Source organism: Thalassospira sp. ABD4_177, assembly GCF_056160125.1.
The window spans coordinates 65,549-82,050 of record NZ_JBSWWO010000005.1 but is presented as its reverse complement, the minus strand read 5'-3'; the positions used below and the strand labels follow the sequence as shown (position 1 = coordinate 82,050).

14 protein-coding genes and 1 riboswitch are annotated in these 16,502 nt (G+C 56.2%); of the genes, 8 read left to right on the top strand and 6 right to left on the bottom strand.

Annotated elements, in window-relative coordinates; translation table 11 throughout:
- A partial coding sequence (locus ACXAF0_RS18795; protein ID WP_475347357.1) for a pentapeptide repeat-containing protein occupies window positions 1-1,269 on the bottom strand: 1,269 nt, incomplete at its 3' end.
- A gap of 350 nt (window positions 1,270-1,619) precedes the next feature.
- Between ACXAF0_RS18795 and ACXAF0_RS18790 the strand changes: the two genes are divergently transcribed.
- From ACXAF0_RS18790 to ACXAF0_RS18775, 4 genes are all read left to right on the top strand, one after another.
- Window positions 1,620-2,843, top strand: coding sequence for a response regulator (locus ACXAF0_RS18790; protein ID WP_475347356.1), 1,224 nt, complete (start codon window positions 1,620-1,622; stop codon window positions 2,841-2,843).
- A 130-nt stretch (window positions 2,844-2,973) separates the two neighbouring features.
- Entirely contained in the window at window positions 2,974-4,197 is a 1,224-nt protein-coding gene (locus ACXAF0_RS18785) for a response regulator (protein WP_475347355.1), read from the top strand.
- A 12-nt stretch (window positions 4,198-4,209) separates the two neighbouring features.
- Complete coding sequence (locus ACXAF0_RS18780; protein WP_475347354.1) at window positions 4,210-5,412, top strand: HD domain-containing phosphohydrolase; 1,203 nt, start codon at window positions 4,210-4,212, stop codon at window positions 5,410-5,412.
- Complete coding sequence (locus tag ACXAF0_RS18775; RefSeq protein WP_475347353.1) at window positions 5,412-6,827, top strand: two-component system sensor histidine kinase NtrB; 1,416 nt, start codon at window positions 5,412-5,414, stop codon at window positions 6,825-6,827. Before ACXAF0_RS18780 ends, ACXAF0_RS18775 begins: the two co-directional genes overlap by 1 nt.
- A 5-nt stretch (window positions 6,828-6,832) precedes the next feature.
- On the opposite strand, the gene ACXAF0_RS18770 is transcribed toward ACXAF0_RS18775, so the two are convergent.
- From ACXAF0_RS18770 to ACXAF0_RS18760, 3 genes are all read right to left on the bottom strand, one after another.
- Window positions 6,833-7,153, bottom strand: coding sequence for a YnfA family protein (locus ACXAF0_RS18770; protein WP_475347352.1), 321 nt, complete (start codon window positions 7,151-7,153; stop codon window positions 6,833-6,835).
- 25 nt (window positions 7,154-7,178) lie between these two features.
- Complete coding sequence (locus tag ACXAF0_RS18765; protein WP_475347351.1) at window positions 7,179-8,198, bottom strand: asparaginase; 1,020 nt, start codon at window positions 8,196-8,198, stop codon at window positions 7,179-7,181.
- A 164-nt stretch (window positions 8,199-8,362) separates the two neighbouring features.
- Window positions 8,363-8,785, bottom strand: a complete 423-nt coding sequence (locus ACXAF0_RS18760) for a response regulator (RefSeq protein WP_475347350.1) — start codon at window positions 8,783-8,785, stop codon at window positions 8,363-8,365.
- A 286-nt stretch (window positions 8,786-9,071) separates the two neighbouring features.
- Window positions 9,072-9,251: riboswitch (cobalamin riboswitch) on the top strand.
- Window positions 9,252-9,386: 135 nt separating this feature from the next.
- Here ACXAF0_RS18760 and ACXAF0_RS18755 point away from each other — a divergent pair.
- From ACXAF0_RS18755 to meaB, 3 genes are all read left to right on the top strand, one after another.
- Window positions 9,387-11,435 (top strand): methylmalonyl-CoA mutase family protein, encoded by a 2,049-nt coding sequence (locus tag ACXAF0_RS18755; protein ID WP_475347349.1) that lies wholly within the window; start codon window positions 9,387-9,389, stop codon window positions 11,433-11,435.
- 2 nt (window positions 11,436-11,437) lie between these two features.
- Window positions 11,438-13,591, top strand: a complete 2,154-nt coding sequence (gene scpA, locus ACXAF0_RS18750; protein WP_475347348.1) for a methylmalonyl-CoA mutase — start codon at window positions 11,438-11,440, stop codon at window positions 13,589-13,591.
- A gap of 66 nt (window positions 13,592-13,657) precedes the next feature.
- Entirely contained in the window at window positions 13,658-14,713 is a 1,056-nt protein-coding gene (gene meaB / locus ACXAF0_RS18745) for a methylmalonyl Co-A mutase-associated GTPase MeaB (protein WP_475347347.1), read from the top strand.
- 57 nt (window positions 14,714-14,770) lie between these two features.
- On the opposite strand, the gene ACXAF0_RS18740 is transcribed toward meaB, so the two are convergent.
- Window positions 14,771-14,923 (bottom strand): hypothetical protein, encoded by a 153-nt coding sequence (locus ACXAF0_RS18740; protein ID WP_475347346.1) that lies wholly within the window; start codon window positions 14,921-14,923, stop codon window positions 14,771-14,773.
- Between the two features lie 143 nt (window positions 14,924-15,066).
- Window positions 15,067-15,216 (bottom strand): hypothetical protein, encoded by a 150-nt coding sequence (locus ACXAF0_RS18735; protein WP_475347345.1) that lies wholly within the window; start codon window positions 15,214-15,216, stop codon window positions 15,067-15,069.
- Window positions 15,217-15,422: 206 nt separating this feature from the next.
- Here ACXAF0_RS18735 and ACXAF0_RS18730 point away from each other — a divergent pair, with 206 nt between their 5' ends.
- On the top strand, window positions 15,423-16,421 hold the full coding sequence (locus ACXAF0_RS18730) for a tRNA dihydrouridine synthase (RefSeq protein ID WP_475347344.1): 999 nt from the start codon (window positions 15,423-15,425) through the stop codon (window positions 16,419-16,421).
- Window positions 16,422-16,502: the final 81 nt, after the last annotated feature.

The following is a 16,502-nucleotide window of genomic DNA, read 5'->3' as shown; positions in this document are numbered from 1 at the left end:
GACCTTTTCGGGGATAGTCCCGGTCAGAATCGACCCGGTATTGGCGCCTACAAGATCGACTTCCGAAAGATCGGTATCCCCGAAGGCAGCGCCGGCGATGTTGGCCTTGCACAGTTTGGCTTCTTTCATCCGGGGTTCGTCGAAAACAGAATTGCGAAGATCAGCATTGGAAAAGTCGGTCGATTGCAGATCGGCCCGCCAGACTTCACCGGTTTTCTGGCCTTTGACATCCCGTTGTTCGACACCGCCAAACTTGACCCCCTGCAGCACAGCCTTGGAGCAATTGGCGAATGACATTCTGACACCGTTCATGATCGATCCGCTCAGCCGGGCACGGGTCAGATCCGCGTTCCGCATTGATGCCATCACCAGAATGGTATCGACCAGAAGCACACCGCGCAGAATGCAATCATCAAAGCAGGCCGCCGAGAGGTCAAAGCCGGTAAAATCAAGCTCGGTCAGATCACGCCCCGTGACATCCAGCCGCCCCCCGGCCGCCCCGCCACTGGTCAGCCATTCGGTATGAGCGTTCAGAAGAATACGGATGTCTTCGGGCATGGGTGTCGCCGACTTGCTGCCAATCGAATTGGATGTATTGGCCTGTGACAGATCGACATTGGACAGATCGACATTGCGCAGATTGGCACCCGAAAGATCGGTTCCCAGCAACAGGGTATCCTTGAGCCTGGCCCCCTTGAGGTTGGCGTTTTTAAGCTTTGCCCCCGAAAGGTTACAGCCCGAAAGATCCGCCCCCGCAAGGTTGACGGCAAACATGTTGGCGTCACTGAGATCGGCATCGGCAAGCCGGGCGCCGGACATATTGCTTTCTGCCAGATTGGCGCCTGACATCATCGACCCTTGCAGGTCGGCATTGGTCAGATCCGTGTTGCGCTTGACCTTTTTTTCGCGTCCGGAATCAACAATCACCATCACGCCGGAGCGAAGATCAGCCCCCTTGAGGTTGGCATTGCGAAGTTTCGCGCGCGCCATATTGGCCCCGCGCAAATCGGCCCGCATGAAGCTCGACCCTTCAAGGTCGGCCTCGACAAAGTTGGTTCCAAACAGATCACAGAAATCGAATTTGACGTCGCGGATTGCAGCCTGAATGAAGTTGGCACCTGGAAGCACCGCATCTTCGAGACTGATATTGCTCATCTTGATGCGCGACAGGTTGCCATTGCGCAAATGCAATCGCTTCCCGCCAGGCTGCTTCATCACATAGAGCTGATGCTTCTTGATGGCATCGACCAGTTCCGTGCGCGTTGTCATTTAGATGATCGTATCCCCGGTCGATCTTGAACGGCTTGTATGCGCGTCATTCTTGAAATCGTTAAAATTGTACCGAGGTTTTGCACGCTACATTCTGACAAAATATGACAATCGGCCCAAAAATCACGAACAGTTAAGTATATGAAGCCTCACGACTTATACCGTTGTATGGTTTTTACACAGGTTATTTGCACATAATGATCACAGACACCGATCCGGACCAGAAAATCTGTCAAAATGTGGTCCACCCTTATGTCGAGTCGTTTGTTATTATGGCCTTTGTCCGATGGTCTTGTTCTGGAAGCCAAGGGGTCCCATCTGCAAAATGTGTTTGAAAAGAAACCGGTCCAATGCACCATATTTTATTTGTCGATGATGATGCCAACATCCTGAACGGCTTTCGCCGACGCCTGTGCAGTGCACGACCGCAATGGAACATGCATTTTGCCAATAGCGGGGTCGAGGCCCTTGAGCTTGCCGAAAACCATGATTTCGATGTCATCGTTTCGGACATCCAGATGCCCGGCATGGACGGGGTGACCCTTCTTGAAACATTGCAAAAATCCCATCCCGATGCGGTGCGGATCATTCTGACCGGTCATGCGGACAACGCATCCTATTTGCGCACCATCGGCCCGGCGCACCAGTTTCTGAGCAAGCCGTGCGACAACGACACCCTGATTGAAAGCATCGAGAACGCCCTTGGCCTGCGGCAGTTGTTGCGCAGTCCCGAGCTGCGCACGCTTGTCGCGGATTCCAAAAGTCTCGCTTCCCCGCCAGACACGTACATGCGCCTCGAAACAGCCTTTTCTGATCCCAATTACTCGCTTGAGACGATCAGCAAAATTGTCGAATCCGACATTGCGCTCACGACCGAGGTGCTCAAGCTGACCAATTCATCCTATTTTGCCGTCACGCAAAATGTTTCATCGGTGGCGCATGCCGTGCGCATGCTGGGCATGGAAACGCTCAAGGCGCTTGCCCTGTTTGTCGGGCTTTATCGTGGCTTTGAAGGCCCGGCCAGTCAGGCCGCGAACCTTAAGCGCCTGTGTCATCGTTCCCAGCAGATCGGGGTAACGGCCGCCCTGATTGCCGAATATGAACGCCTGCCGCGCGAGATTTGCCACGCCGTTCCGTCGATCGGGATGCTAAGCCACATTGGCTCATTGATCCTTTACACCAACCGGGCCGATGAGATGCAGGCGGTTGTCACCCGGGTCGAAAAGGAAGGCATTTCAATAGACCAGGCCGAAACCGAACAATTCGGCGCCGGCCATGCCGAAATCGGTGCCTATTTGCTGGGCTTGTGGGGCTTCCCGGCCCCGGTTATTCAGGCGGTTGCCTATCACCACCGGCCAATGGATCTTCCGCATCAGGAAATGACCGCCCTGACGGCGATCTATGTTGCGCAGCATCTGACCCGCGAAATTGCCGTCCGCGATGCGGGACAGGTGGTTCAAAGCAGCATTGATACGGACTATCTCGCGCGCATTGGCAAGGAAAGCCATCTGGAAGAATGGGCCAACATCGCAGCAGTTGTATCGGACAAGTACCGGGAGCTGACCAACAGCTAAGCTCACGCATCCTTTTGCCCCGCAACTAGAGAAAAGCGGCAAAAAGGTCATTACCCTCCACATATGCGGACTATCAAAGACCCTCTGCAGGCCCCATGTATGAAGCATGGAACACACGCATGAGGTGAAAATGAGCGTCATCCTTTTTGTCGATGATGACAAAAACATTCTGGATGGTTTGCGCCGCCGGGTGCGATCAACCCGCCCCGGATGGCAGGTGCATTTTGCCCATGATGCGGAAAGTGCGCTGACCAAGGCAGACGAGATCGACCCGGATGTTGTCATTTCCGATATGCGCATGCCCGGAACGGATGGTGCGGGCCTTTTGACCATCATGCAGGAAAAACACCCGCATACCGCACGCATTATCCTGTCAGGCTTTGCCGAGGAAGAGGCGATTTTGCGCACAGTTGGCCCGGCGCATCAGTATCTGGCCAAACCGTGCGATGATCAGATGCTGATTGAAACCATCGAAAACGCGCTTGATCTGCGCAACCTGCTGACCAAGCCGGAACTGCGTGCACTGGTTGGCGGGATTGATGCGCTTGCTTCCCCGCCTGATACCTATACCAATCTTGTCAAAGCGCTGGAAAACCCGCTGGTCAGCAACGAGCAGCTGACCAGCATTGTTGCATCCGATATCGCGCTGACTGCCGAGATTTTGAAACTGACCAACTCGGCCTATTTCGCCATCAGTCAGAAAATCACCTCGATCTCGCAGGCCATTCGCATGATTGGCGTTGATACGCTCAAGGCGCTGGCGCTGTTTAACGGCCTGTTTCGCAGTTTTGATGGCCCCAAGCCCGCAGTCGACCGGATGATGCAGCTTTGCCAGCGCAGCCAGCAGCTTGGCGTGGTTGCGACCTTGATCGCCGAGCAAGAAAAGCTGCCCAAGGAAGTCATCAGTGTGATGCCCGCCATCGGTATGCTGAGCCACACCGGAAGCCTGATCCTGTATGCATTTCGCGCCAATGAAATGGCCGAGGTCGTCAAACGGGTCGAGACCGAAGACATCCCGATCTATGTTGCCGAGCGCGACCAGTTTGGTGCGGCCCATCCGGAAATCGGGGCGTATCTTTTGGGGCTTTGGGGTTTTCCCAGTGCGATGGTGCAAACGGTTGCCTATCACCATCGGCCACAAGACACCCCACATAGCGAAATGAACGCGCTGAGTGCGATTTATGTTGCGCAGCATCTCGCCCGTGAAGTCGCGATTGAACAGCGCACCGGTACAGCGCCCGAAAGCCGGATTGATCTGGAATATCTTGACCGGTTGGGCAAACGCGACCGCCTGCCCGTCTGGCGTGAAACCGCCCGGCTGGTGGAACAGAAATACCGCGAGTTGGACAAGTAAGGGAGAGAGATGATGACACAGAATCCCCCCGTGCTCTTTGTTGATGACGATGAAAACCTGCTGATGGGGCTTAAGCGCAAATTGCGTGGCAAGTTCGAATTCGACACTGCTGTTGGCCCGGTGCAGGCCCTTGAAAAAATCAAGGGTGGCCAGAAATATGCCGTCTGTGTCGCCGATATGCGCATGCCCGAAATGGATGGCGTACAGCTCCTGGCCGAGGTCGCCAAACTCAACCCCGATACCGTCAATATGATGCTGACCGGTAATGCCGATCAGCATACCGCGGTCGAGGCGATCAATCACGGGCACATATTCCGGTTTTTCAACAAGCCCTGCGAAGACGAAGACCTGATTGCCGGTGTGAAGGCCGGCTTGCGCCAGTATCAGTTGATCACCGCCGAAAAGGCCCTGATCGAGCAGACCTTGGCGGGCAGTGTTAAGGTCCTGACAGAGGTTCTCGCACAGCTTAATCCGGCGATCTTTGGCAAGGCCATGCGCGCCAAAATCTGGTGCGATACCATTGCAAAATCGATCGGCTATCCCCACCCGTGGGAACTGGGTCTGGCGGCGCTTCTGGCACCCATCGGGTATGTTTCCCTGCCGCCGGAAATCCTTGCGCGGCTTGGCGAGGAAAAGCCGCTGCAGCCGCTTGAACGCGACGTGGTCCGTCGTACGCCCGAAGTGGCGCAAAAACTGATTTCCAATATTCCGCGTCTGGAACAGGTTGCCGGCATTGTCTATCTGCAAAACCGGAACTTTGACGGATCGGGCTTCCCGGCCGAGGGCCCGGTGGGGACGGATATTCCGTTGGGTGCGCGTGTGCTTCGGGTTTTCAATGACCTTGGCAAGATCGTGGAGAGCGATCTTGTGGTGAAACAGCATTTTGACGAGCTGCGCCATCAGGCAAAGCGCTATGACCCGGACCTGCTTGATAAGATCGAAGCCCTGCTGGCCAAGGAAGACCCGTCCTATGACAAGGTCGCCTACCCCAAAGGGACCCAGCATGACATTTACCTTAAGAACCTGCGCATGGGTGACTTCCTGCTGACCGATATCGAAACCCGTGACGGGCATGTGCTTTTGACCCACGGCAACTATGTTTCGGAAATTCAGCTGCAGCGGTTGCGCGTGTTTCAGGAGCTCCATCAGTTCCATGAACCCATTCGTGTTCGCCGTGGTGGGCAGGGTAATGAAATGATCCCCGGGGAGAAATAATGACCCACGATCAGGACGATACCGAAGCACCCAAAATCCTGAGTGGCTCGGCCGAGGTCGCATCGGGTTCGGATTTGCTCGACGCCGCCAAGGAAATTGACGCGCCCGAAGACGTGCGTGCGCGTTTCATGGCGCTGCTTGCCGAACAGAAGCGTCGCAAACAGGAAACCACACAGCGGCTCAAGACCATTCTTGATAGCGTTGTTGAAGGCATCCTGATCGTGGATGCGACCGGCATGATCCAGGATTTCAACAAATCGGCTGCTGAAATCCTGCGCGCCACGGGCGATGAATTATTGGGGACGTCGGTCGATGTCATGTTCATTGATCGCAAGGCGACCGTGCGCCACAAGCTTCTGAACCGCTGCATCAATATCAGCAGTGGCGTTCTGAAGTATGACTATACGGAAACCATGTCCCAGCGCCTTGATGGCGACAGTTTTCCGATGGAAATCATCGTAAGCCCGGCAAATTTCAGCTCGGAAATGAGTTATCTGTATATTTTCCGGGACATCACGCGACGCAAGACCGCCGAAGAAGCTCAGAAAAAGCTTGAAGAAGACCTGCGCGAAGCGCTCAAGCTCGAAGCAATCGGCCATCTGGCAGGTGGCATTGCCCATGAGATCAATACGCCCAGCCAATATATCCGCGACAATCTGAAGTTCCTCAATGACAGCTATGGGTCACTGTCGCGCATGCTGGGGCTGGCATTGCAGACACTTTGGAAAAACCGCGCGCACCTGCCACCCAACACGTTTGAGGATTTCGCCCGACAAATGCGCGATTCCGATCTGGAATTCCTGCTTGAGGAAATCCCGCATGCCACCCAGCAGTCGCTCGATGGTATCAATCAGGTGGCGCGCATTGTGCTGTCGATGAAGGAGTTTTCCCATCCTGGCGGGGAAGAGAAAACCACCACCGACATCAACCGGGTTCTGTCAAACGTGATCGTGATTTCGCGCAATGAATGGAAACACAATGCCGACATCATCGAAAAGTTCGACCCGGAAATCCCGCATATTCCGTGCCACATCAACGAGGTCAATCAGGTCTTCCTCAACCTGATCGTCAATGCCGCCCAGGCCATTCAGGCTGCCGGGCGCAAACCCGACGAAGGCCATATCACGGTCAAGACGACATCGCTTGATGACAGCATCTTGATTTCGATTTCCGATAATGGCACCGGCATTGCCAAGGAAGACCGGTCCAAGGTCTTCAACCCGTTCTTTACCACCAAGGAAGTCGGCAAGGGCACAGGACAGGGATTGTCGATCACCCATGACATCGTCACCGTGCGTCATGGTGGGCGCATCTGGCTTGAAACAGAGGTCGGCAAGGGCACTACGTTCCATGTGCTGCTGCCCGCCGAAGATCGCACCGGCAACAAGCCCGACGAAAAAGCCGAGAAAGCCTGATCACACTAGCGCGGGGCAAACAGGATGATGCCCGCCCCCAGAAGACACACCAGCAAGCCGATGATATCCCAGCGATCTGGCATGCTGCGTTCGACCACCCACATCCAGAAGATCGAGGCGGTGATATAAACCCCGCCATAGGCGGCATAGGCCCGCCCGGCAAAATCGGCCTCAACTCGGGTCAGAAGCCAGGCAAAGATAATAAGCGAGAGAACACCGGGCACAACCCAGAGGATCGATTTCCCCGATCGCAGCCAGGCCCAGAAGGCAAAACATCCGGCAATTTCGGCAATGGCCGCAAAGATATAGGCCGCAATGCTTTGCATTCGTTCCCCGTTTGGTGATTGGCCATCAGAAGGCCGGGCGCAAGTCCCCGGCATATTTGCCCGCCCAGTTGGTCAGAACCGGGGTCAGATGATTTTTAAGCACCTCGGCCCGGGCATCGTCGATCACGCCATGTTTGCGCAAGATCGCGCCCATCGCAACCTCTGCCCCGCGCTGGGTGCCATCATCAATCTTAAGCGCGACACCAAGCCCCTGTTTGGGGAAGGCCGCACAATAAACGCCCTCTGCCCCGACCTTGACCAAGGCGTCCTCGCCGCATTCTTCCATGATGGCGCTACAGAACCGGCCAGTCCCCGCCACCATAAACGGCGCTTTGGCGCAGCCCTTGCGAATGCGTTTGATGGCATTAATGCGCGTTTCGGAAAGTTCCGATGGATCGGCCATGCGCGCCATGGCAAGCCCCAGATCGCGCAGGCGCATGCCGATCACCGGAATGCCGCAGCCATCAATACCACGCGGGCTGGATGACAAATCGCAATCGCCCATGTCTTCAAGAACCTTGATCAGGCGCTGCTGCACCGGGTGCTGCTCTTCAATATAGCCTGCGGGGTCTTCGCCAAGATGCTGCGCAGTCGACAGGAACCCGGCATGCTTGCCCGAGCAGTTATTATGCGCCTTGGTCAGTTTGACATGATCGGATGCCTGCTTGATTGCGGCATTGAGGCTCAGCGAATAATGGGCTGCGCATTCCAGCGCATCGACTGACAGCCCGACATGTTCCAACCAAGCGGCAACCGTATTGGCATGTTCTTCCTCACCATTATGGGAGGAGCACGCCAGTGCGATGTGTTTGTCCTCAAGACCAAAGGCATCGGCCGCACCACTTTCAATCAGCGGAATCGCCAAAAGCGGCTTGATGGCGGAGCGCGGATACATCAGCGCATCAATATCGCCGCCCTCATCAATCACCGTGCCATCTGCTTTCATCACCACATACCGGCCACGGTGAAAACTTTCGACCATGGCACCGCGGGTGGCTTCAACGAGAATCGGATTGGCAACAGGCGGCGTTGGAGAATGGGGCATTGCGGGGCGCTCCGGGACTGGATGGACGTGGTAGCGGGGTATAAACCCCGATCATGCTATGCCCGAAATATGGGAATGAAGGCAAGCAAGACCAGCCTGGCAGATATAAAAAAACGCCCTGCCAAGGCAGAGCGTTGATCATTGCAATATCATGATTTAAGCGCTTAGCAGGCGCTCATGGAATTGCCCAGAACCCGGTTGAGCTGTTCGAGAACGACTTTCGGGCTGGCATCCTTGCTGATGAAATCAGCAGCCCCCAGCGCGTCGGCCTGTGCGCGGGTATCGGCATCATAGTGGGCCGAGAAGAAGAAGACCGGCACATTGTCGCTGTTGGGATAACGGCGGCGGATTTCGCAGAAGGCTTCAAAACCGCTCATGCCCGGCATTTCGATATCCAGAATGATGGCATTCGGGCACATGCCGTCAAGCTGATCAATCAGATCATCGGCACAATCAAAACCGGCCACGTCATATCCGGCCCGGCGCAGCACGGTTTCAAGGGCTGCCTTGGCGCTGGGACTGTCGTCGGCGAACGCAACAAGTCCATCAGGACAAAATTGCGACGGCATGGCGCTGAGCGCGTTCATGGATGGCGATACTCCGAGAATTGGGACAAGTCCAAACTGGCAGATGAAAATGTCAAATTGGTTAAACACGCCAAATTTTTGCCACGCAATGTTCTGCCTTCATCCCGATCCTGCACCTGTTCCGCGAAAGTATAAGGCCGTTATGAACCACACCCGCCAGGGCCGAAACCACGACCGATCCGATAAAACCCCAATGTTTCCGGCGACATAACGTTACGGAAACCTGATTTGTCGGGTGGCATATCCGCCTAAATAGGTATTTCCATGCCTATTTACGGAATTAGGAGCAGGTGCTATAAACCGCCATGTCGCGAATGTGACCGGAAAACATGGTCGGGAATCCGGTGCGGCCCTGCGTTAAAGCAGTGTGGCTAAACCCGGAACTGCCCCCGCAACTGTAAGCGCAAAGGCCCTTTTTGCAGGCATTTGCGCGAGTCAGAATACCGATGGTGTTTTCTTGGCATGAATCGGCCGGGCGGGGTGTACCGGGTACTGGGAATCCGTAGTAGAATAGAATTTGGCAACGTTCCGTGCCCAACGCCGTATGGAAACCCCATATGGAGTCGCATCAAGGCCGGGATGAACCAAGCCGGGAGAAACCATGTCCGACCCGCTAAAGCTCGCATCCGAATTTCCATCTGCTGATTACGCCAGTTGGCGCAAGCTTGCCGAAGAGGCCCTTAAAGGCGCGCCGTTCGAAAAGAAGCTTGTCACCAACTCGCTTGATGGTTTTTCCGTTCAGCCGATCTATACCGCCGATGATCAGGATGACACGACCCGGCTGATCCATGAAGTTCTTAATGCCACGGTCGAGCCACGTGAAACCGTCACCGGCTGGGACATCCGCCAGCTTCATACCCACCCCGATCTCAAGGCCACCAACGCCGCCATCCTCGAAGATCTTGAAAACGGTGCCACATCGATCACGCTGAAACTGGATGCCGCTGCCCGCGCCGGGCGCGAAATCAGTTCTGCCGAAGTGGGAGTGGACGGGGTTGCCATTCATTGTCTGGCCGATCTCGATGCCGCCCTTGATGATGTTTACACCAACCTTGCCACCATCGGCCTTGATGGCGGGGCGGCGGGTGTTCCGGTCGCGGCCCTATTGGCCGCGCACATTGCCAATACCGATGGTGCGGACGAAGCAGCCCCGGCCTTTAACATAGATCCGATCGGCACCCTGGCCACGACGGGTACCCTTCCCTGTGGCGCAAAGGAAGCGGTTGATCACGCGGCAAGTGTTGCGATTGAGCTGATTGATCTGTTCCCGCTGGCGACCGCGATTTCGGTCAATGGCGCCCCTTATTATAATGCCGGTGCCACCGATGGTCAGGAACTGGCCTGTTTGCTGGCAAGCGGGGTGACCTATTTGCGTGCCCTGACCGATGCCGGGATGGCGGTTGATCAGGCCGCAGGTGCGATGGTGTTTAACGTCGCAATCGGCACCGACTTCTTTGCCGGAATCGCCAAGCTGCGAGCCCTTCGTATGATGTGGAGCCGGGTTCTTTCGGCATCGGGTGCCGAGGATGCAACGATCACGATCAATGCGGTTTCGGCCGAAATGGCGCTGACCAAGGTTGATCCGTGGGTCAATATGCTGCGCACCACAGTCACAAGCTTTGCTGCCGGTCTTGGCGGTGCGGATAGTGTGACCTGCCTGCCCTATGACCATCTGATTGGCCTGCCCGATGGCTTTGCGCGGCGCATTGCACGCAACACCCAGCTGATCTTGCAGGAAGAAAGCAACGTGCACCGGGTGATCGATCCGGCAGGGGGTTCGTGGTTCATCGAAAACCTGACCAAGGAACTGGCCAAGACCGCCTGGTCGAAATTCCAGGCACTCGAGTCATCTGGCGGGATCCTGAGTGCACTTGCCAATGGCAGCCTGAAGACCGAGATCGAGACCGTCTGGCACGCACGCGAAAAACGCCTTGCCACCCGACGCGATCCGCTGACCGGTGTTTCGGAATTCCCCAATATCGCGGAAGCCAAGGTCGCGTGCGAAGCCCCCGATCTTGAGGCAATCATTGCCGATGCCAAGGCCCGCCAGACCAAGTTTGACGGCACCGTCGGCAAAAGCCTTTCGGACATGATCGAGGCGGTGCGTGCCGGGGCCACCATCGGGCACATGTTTACCGATCTTTATGGCACCAGTGCTGCGACCCGTATTGGCGCACTGCCCGCCCATCGCCTTTCGGAAAGTTATGAGGCGCTTCGCAAGCGGGCAGATAGCCATAAGGCAAAGACCGGCGCCTTCCCGCAGGTCTTCCTCGCCAATCTTGGCAAGGTCGCCCAGCACACAGCACGCGCGACCTTTGCACGCAACTTCTTTGAAGCCGGCGGGATTGAAGCCATCACCAATAACGGCTTTGAAACGGCCGATGTGCTTGCATCCGCCTTTGCCGATAGCGGGGCCAAGATTGCCGTGATTTGCGGATCGGACCCACAGTATGCCGACATGGCAGCAGACGTTGCCAAGGCGCTCAAGGCCAAGGGGGCCAGCCTCGTTTACCTTGCCGGACATCCCGGCGATGCGAGGTCCACTTACGAAGCAGCCGGTATTGATGAGTTTGTCTTTGTCGGGGCCGATGTTCTTGGCATTTGTGATGCCGCACTTGATCATCTTCTTGGCAAACAGGGGGAGAAATAACCATGACCCGCATTCCTGATTTCTCCGACCTTCCGCTGTTTGACGGCGCATCCGCGGGTGCCAAGGACCCGTTTGAAAGCACGCCCTGGACCACGCCAGAAGGCATTGATGTCAAATCATCCTATGGTCCCAAGGATCTGGACGGGATTGATCATTTAAACACCATGCCGGGCATGCCGCCGTTCTTGCGCGGTCCTTATCCGACCATGTATGTGCAGCGTCCCTGGACGATCCGCCAGTATGCCGGGTTCTCGACCGCCGAAGAATCCAACGCGTTCTATCGCCGTAACCTTGCCGCCGGGCAAAAGGGCCTTTCGATTGCCTTCGACCTGGCCACCCACCGTGGCTATGACAGCGATCATCCGCGCGTCGCCGGTGATGTCGGCATGGCCGGTGTGGCGATTGACAGCATCTATGACATGCGCACCCTTTTTGATGGCATCCCGCTTGATCAGATGTCGGTTTCCATGACCATGAATGGTGCGGTTCTGCCGGTGATGGCGCTTTATATTGCGGCGGCCGAAGAACAGGGTGTGAAGCACGAACAGCTTTCGGGCACCATTCAGAATGACATTCTGAAAGAATTCATGGTGCGCAATACCTATATCTATCCGCCGAAACCCTCGATGCGCATCATTTCGGACATCTTTGCCTTTACCTCGCAAAACATGCCGAAATTCAACTCGATCTCGATTTCCGGCTATCACATGCAGGAAGCCGGTGCGACGGCCGACCTTGAGCTGGCCTATACGCTGGCCGATGGCATTGAATATGCCCGTGCCGGTCAGGCGGCGGGTCTTCCGATTGATAAATTCGCGCCGCGTCTGTCGTTCTTCTGGGCGATTGGCATGAACTTCTTCATGGAAATCGCCAAGATGCGTGCCGCCCGCATGATCTGGGCCAAGCTGATCAAACAGTTCGATCCGCAAAACCCGAAATCGCTGTCGCTGCGTACCCACAGCCAGACATCTGGCTGGTCGCTAACCGCCCAGGACGTGTTTAACAACGTCATCCGCACCTGTGTTGAGGCGATGGCATCCACACAAGGCCACACCCAGTCGCTGCATACCAATGCGCTGGATGAGGCATTGGCCCTGCCAACCGATTTCTCGGCCCGGATTGCGCGTAACACCCAGCTGTTCCTGCAACAGGAAAGCGGCACCACCAATGTCATTGATCCGTGGGGTGGTTCATATTATGTCGAACGCCTGACGCGCGATCTGGCAGAAAAGGCATGGGCCCATATCGCCGAGGTCGAAGAACAGGGCGGCATGGCCAAGGCGATTGAGGCCGGCATTCCGAAAATGCGCATCGAAGAAGCCGCGGCCCGCACCCAGGCCCGCATCGATAGCGGCCGCCAGAGCCTTGTCGGGGTGAACAAATACCGTGTGACCGATGATCGTCCGGTCGATGTTCTTCAGGTCGATAACGCCGAAGTCCGTCGCCAGCAGATCGCCAAACTCGAACGTCTGCGCGCAGAGCGTGACAACGGCGCTGTTGAAAGCGCGCTGACGGCGCTGACCAATGCCGCAGATAGAGGCAATGGCAACCTGCTGGAGCTTGCCGTCGAGGCGGCTCGTGCGAAATGTACGGTTGGCGAGATTTCCGATGCGCTTGAAAAGGTCTATGGCCGTCATCAGGCGGTGATCCGGTCCATCTCGGGCGTTTACAAGACCGAGGTCGGGGCCGATAACGAAGCGCTTGCCAAGGTTGATCGCCTGATCACCGAGTTCGAAACCAATGAAGGTCGCCGTCCACGTATCCTGATCGCCAAGATGGGGCAGGATGGCCATGACCGTGGTCAAAAGGTCATCGCCACCGCCTTTGCCGATCTGGGCTTTGATGTCGATATCGGCCCGCTGTTCCAGACCCCGGAAGAAGCCGCCAAACAGGCGGTCGAAAACGATGTTCATATCGTTGGGGCAAGCTCGCTTGCGGCGGGTCACCTGACCCTTGTGCCGCAGCTGCGTGCGGAGCTGGACAAGCTTGGTCGTGAAGACATCATGATTGTTGCCGGGGGCGTGATCCCGCCGCAGGACTTCGACAAACTGTTCGAAGCCGGGGCCGAAGCGATCTTCCCTCCCGGAACGGTCATTGCCGAAGCTGCGGGCGACCTGCTAGAAAAGCTTAATCAGTCTGGTGAGGAAGCGGCCTGACGGCTGTCTCCCACCGCGACATCCCGCTTTGCTGGCACAAGACGCGCCACAGTCAAGGAACGCCTGGTGAAAGAAACGCTGCGCACCATACCTGCAGGCTCGGGCGGCACGGTCAGCCCGCGCAAGGCCGTGCGCAGACGTGTGCTTTCAACCGATGAAATCGTCGAAGGTGTTCTGGCAGGCGACCGCACCATTCTGTCACGGGCGATCACACTGGTCGAAAGCCGCAATCCCAAACATTTCGAGCAGGCGCAGGCGGTTCTCGCCCAATTGATGCCAGATACCGGCGGGTCGCAGCGCATTGGCATTACCGGGGTGCCCGGTGTTGGCAAATCGACCTTTATCGAGGCATTTGGCAAGAACCTGACCAAGGCTGGCAAAAAGGTCGCCGTCCTTGCGGTTGATCCGACCAGTGCACGATCAGGTGGCTCCATCCTCGGGGACAAGACCCGGATGAACGAGCTTTCGATTGATCCCAATGCCTATATCCGCCCATCGCCCAGCAGTGGCTATCTGGGTGGGGTCAATCGCATGACGCGCGAGACGATCCTGCTGTGCGAGGCGGCCGGTTTTGATGTGGTTCTGGTCGAAACCGTGGGTGCGGGACAAAGCGAAACCATGGTTGCCCAGATGACCGACTTCTTCCTTGTTCTGATGCTGCCCGGCGCGGGCGATGAGCTTCAGGGTATCAAGAAGGGCGTTCTTGAAATTGCCGATCTGATCGCGGTGAACAAGGCCGATGCCGATCCGGCCAAGGCGCGTGAAGCCAAACGTGAATATTCATCGGCCTTGCGGATCATGCAGCCCAGCAGCAAACATTGGCGCCCGCAATCGGTGATGGTCTCGGCGCTCATCAATGACGGGCTTGATAACATCTGGGATCTGATCAACCAGCATCGCACGGTGATGGAAAAGGAAGGCGAATTCACCGCCAAACGTGCCCGCCAGCAACATGACTGGATGTGGACGATGTTGCGCGACCGGTTGCTTGAAACCTTTACCGCGCGTGATGACGTAGCAAGCCGTCTTCAGGCGCTTGAGGCGGATGTGCTTTCTGGCACCACCAACCCGACCGCAGCGGTCGAGGAATTGCTGGGTCTGATCAAGACGGCTGCGAAATAGGCAAAACAAAAGGCCGCACAAATGCGCGGCCTCGTGAAACAATACCCTAAAGCTGGCTTACTTGGTTTCAGCAGCCTTGAGCTTTTCTTTCAGAACTTTCAGCTTCTCGACCGCATCGTTGATTTCCTGATCAAGATGCTTGAGACCTTCGCGCTTTTCGCTCGGTACGGATTCAAGTTCATCCAGGGCTTTCTCTACGATATACAGCATCCCACGATCCTCCTTATTTTGATGTCGGCGACGTCACCTTGGCGCTTGTGCACCGCGAACGTTCACGCTGATTAGCATAACACCAAGCATGAACCAACCGATGTGTAAATTCAAAGACGTGGATCAAGAATGATCCCAAAGTATCAGTGAGCCGTCTGTTCAAGACGTTCTTTTAGAACCTGCAGGCTTTGGGATGTGGTTTGCAAAATCTGATCAAGGCCGGAGAGTTTTTCGCGGGTTTCGCGTGAAACGGCTTCAACTTCGTCAAGCGCGCTTTCAAAGATATAGAGCATGTCTGTGCCCTTTCATTGTTGTTTTTGATGATTTAAAGCTACCGCCCAAATTCGCTGAAACCGTGTCAGCAATGCGCTATTTCTGCCGTATTTGGCAAAGCGTACGCGCAGGACGGCAAGGCTGATCTGTGATTTTTCACCGGCAGGTTTGGGCGGTTTATGGTAAAACCCGCCAACTGATTTTCTGAGACTGGATCAAAACCGCGATGACGCATCTGGTGCTGGCACCAATGGAAGGACTTGTTGACTGGCGCGTTCGGCAATTGCTGAGTGCGACCGGCGGGTTCGACCTGTGCGTGACCGAGTTTATCCGGGTGTCGCAAAACCTGTTTCCAGCCCACGTGTTTCATCGCTATTGCCCGGAACTTCTGAATGGCGGCAAGACGCTTTCAGGGGTGCCGGTTCTCGTCCAATTGATGGGCCATGATCCGGAACTGATGGGCGAAAACGCCGTTGTCGCGGTCGAGCTTGGCGCACCGGGCATTGATATCAATTTCGGCTGCCCGTCCAAGACCGTGAACAAGCGCGAAGCCGGTGCGTCGCTTTTGAAATGCCCGGAAAATCTGTATGAAATCGTATCAGTCGTGCGCCGTGCAGTGCCGGATCACATCCCGGTCAGTGCGAAGGTCCGGCTTGGCTATTCCGACAAGGAGATGTTCCTTGATATCGCCCGTGCGGTAGAAGCCGGTGGCGCCCAGCATCTGACAGTGCATGCGCGCACCAAAATGGAAGGCTATAAACCGCCAGCGCATTGGGAATATCTGGCACGCATCCGCGAAGCCATTTCGATCGGCATGACCGGCAATGGCGAAATCTGGGATGTCGCGGATTATGAGAAATGCCGCGACATTTCAGGCTGTGACAGCTTCATGCTGGGCCGTGGGGCGATCGCCGCACCCGATCTGGCAAGCCGCATCAAGGCATTTGAAAATGGCACGCCGGTGCCGCGTGAAAGCTGGTCCGATGTTTTGGCGATGCTGCTGGCCTATTGTGATCTGATGGCATCAGACGGGGCATCGGAAAATCATCAGGCCGGGCGTATCAAACAATGGATGGCCCTGATCCGCAAAAGCCACCCGCAAGGCGAAACCTGCTTTGACGAGATCAAACGCATCCGCGCGATTGACGAGCTATGCGCCAAGCTGCGCTTTGACATGTCATTACCGGAAAATCAACGGACGCATGACCAGATCGCTGCGGAATAGCCGGTCAGATCGCAAGAAAACTCAAAAGTAAAACGGGCGGCCCTGAGGACCGCCCGTTTTTATTCGATCGCTATGTCCGGC

Coding starts and splice junctions, on each gene's coding strand:
- ACXAF0_RS18790 (WP_475347356.1), top strand. CDS start 1,620: ATGCACCATATTTTATTTGTCGATGATGATGCCAACATCCTGAACGGC.
- ACXAF0_RS18785 (WP_475347355.1), top strand. CDS start 2,974: ATGAGCGTCATCCTTTTTGTCGATGATGACAAAAACATTCTGGATGGT.
- ACXAF0_RS18780 (WP_475347354.1), top strand. CDS start 4,210: ATGACACAGAATCCCCCCGTGCTCTTTGTTGATGACGATGAAAACCTG.
- ACXAF0_RS18775 (WP_475347353.1), top strand. CDS start 5,412: ATGACCCACGATCAGGACGATACCGAAGCACCCAAAATCCTGAGTGGC.
- ACXAF0_RS18770 (WP_475347352.1), bottom strand. CDS start 7,153: ATGCAAAGCATTGCGGCCTATATCTTTGCGGCCATTGCCGAAATTGCC.
- ACXAF0_RS18765 (WP_475347351.1), bottom strand. CDS start 8,198: ATGCCCCATTCTCCAACGCCGCCTGTTGCCAATCCGATTCTCGTTGAA.
- ACXAF0_RS18760 (WP_475347350.1), bottom strand. CDS start 8,785: ATGAACGCGCTCAGCGCCATGCCGTCGCAATTTTGTCCTGATGGACTT.
- ACXAF0_RS18755 (WP_475347349.1), top strand. CDS start 9,387: ATGTCCGACCCGCTAAAGCTCGCATCCGAATTTCCATCTGCTGATTAC.
- scpA (WP_475347348.1), top strand. CDS start 11,438: ATGACCCGCATTCCTGATTTCTCCGACCTTCCGCTGTTTGACGGCGCA.
- ACXAF0_RS18740 (WP_475347346.1), bottom strand. CDS start 14,923: ATGCTGTATATCGTAGAGAAAGCCCTGGATGAACTTGAATCCGTACCG.
- ACXAF0_RS18735 (WP_475347345.1), bottom strand. CDS start 15,216: ATGCTCTATATCTTTGAAAGCGCGCTTGACGAAGTTGAAGCCGTTTCA.
- ACXAF0_RS18730 (WP_475347344.1), top strand. CDS start 15,423: ATGACGCATCTGGTGCTGGCACCAATGGAAGGACTTGTTGACTGGCGC.